This window comes from Cryobacterium sp. RTC2.1 (assembly GCF_035018685.1).
Lineage (GTDB): Bacteria > Actinomycetota > Actinomycetes > Actinomycetales > Microbacteriaceae > Cryobacterium > Cryobacterium glucosi.
In genome coordinates this window covers 1-1,374 of the sequence record NZ_JASJXJ010000299.1, presented here as the reverse complement: position 1 = coordinate 1,374, position 1,374 = coordinate 1, and the positions used below count along the sequence as shown (strand labels likewise).

Here is a 1,374-nt window from a genome sequence, read left to right as displayed (position 1 = left end):
GGGGTCTGTCAAGTTTTCGGTGTAACTGGGTTTGATTTTTAGTTGTCGCGGATGGAGAGTCGGCCGTTGAAGGTGATGTCGAAGGCGTTGAGGGCTGCCTTCCATCGTTGGGTCCAGCGGGCTCGTCCTTGGCCGGTGGGGTCCAGACTCATCACGGCCAGGTAGACGCATTTCAGGGCGGCTAGCTCGTTGGGGAAGTGGCCGCGGGCGCGGACGGCTTTGCGGATCCTCGCGTTGACGGACTCGATCGCGTTCGTCGTGCAGACGATCCGGCGGATCTCGGCATCGAACTGCAGGAACGGCACGAACTCGGCCCAGCTCGACTCCCACATCCGCACGATCGCCGGGTACTTCTTCCCCCACGCCTCGCCGAACTCAAGGAAGCGTTCCTCGGCCGCGTCGACAGTCGCGGCGGTATAGACCGGCTTCAGGGCCTTCGCTATCTTGTCCCAGTCCTGCCGGGCGGCGTAACGGAAACTGGCCCGCAGCAAGTGCACGACACAGGTCTGGGTGATCGCTTCAGGCCACACGGCCCCGATCGAGTCCGGGAGGCCTTTCAGTCCGTCGCAGACGACCATGCACACGTCCCGGACACCCCGGTTCTTGATCTCGGTCAACACCTGCAGCCAGTACTTCGCTCCCTCGCCACCATCCCCGGCCCAGAGCCCGAGGATGTCGCGGTTGCCCTCGATCGTCACGGCCAGGGCTACGTAGATCGGCCGGTTCGCGACCTGCCCGTCGCGGACTTTGACGTGGATCGCGTCGATGAAAATCACCGGATACACCGGGTCAAGAGGCCGGTTCTGCCACTCCGTCATGCCCTCGAGCACGCGGTCGGTGATCGTGGAAATCGTCGTCTTAGACACCTCGGCCCCATACACCTCAGCCAGGTGAGCGCTGATATCGCCGTGGGTCAGCCCGCGCGCCGACAGCGACAACACCAGCTCGTCCACCCCGGTCAAGCGCCGCTGGTGCTTACGCACGATCTGCGGCTGGAACGAACCGTCCCGGTCTCGCGGCACCTCGATCGGGACCGGGCCGATATCCGTCAGGACCGTTTTCGTCCGGGACCCATTCCGTGCGTTCGAGGCCGACCCGGACCTCTCGTGCTTCTCGTAGCCGAGGTGATCGGTGATCTCGCCCTCGAGTGCGGATTCCAGGACCATCTTCGTCAGCTGGCCCAGCAACCCTTTCTCGCCCGTCAGCGCGAGACCCTGTTCCCGGGCCCGTCCGACCAGCTGGTCCACGAGCCGGCCATCCACCACGTCCTCCTGCTTCACCGTCGCCACGGCTTCGTCCTCCATCACGTCAAGAATCACATCAGTCATCAGGCACCTCCATTGTTAGGAGTTACACCGAAAATCGTATAGTCCC

At 63.6% G+C, this 1,374-nt stretch carries 1 protein-coding gene; it reads right to left on the bottom strand.

What is annotated here, in order from left to right; all coding sequences use genetic code 11:
• Window positions 1-38: 38 nt before the first annotated feature.
• The gene (locus QN357_RS18940; protein ID WP_322141107.1) at window positions 39-1,304 is read right to left on the bottom strand and encodes an IS256 family transposase; all 1,266 of its coding nucleotides are present in this window, start codon (window positions 1,302-1,304) and stop codon (window positions 39-41) included.
• Window positions 1,305-1,374: the final 70 nt, after the last annotated feature.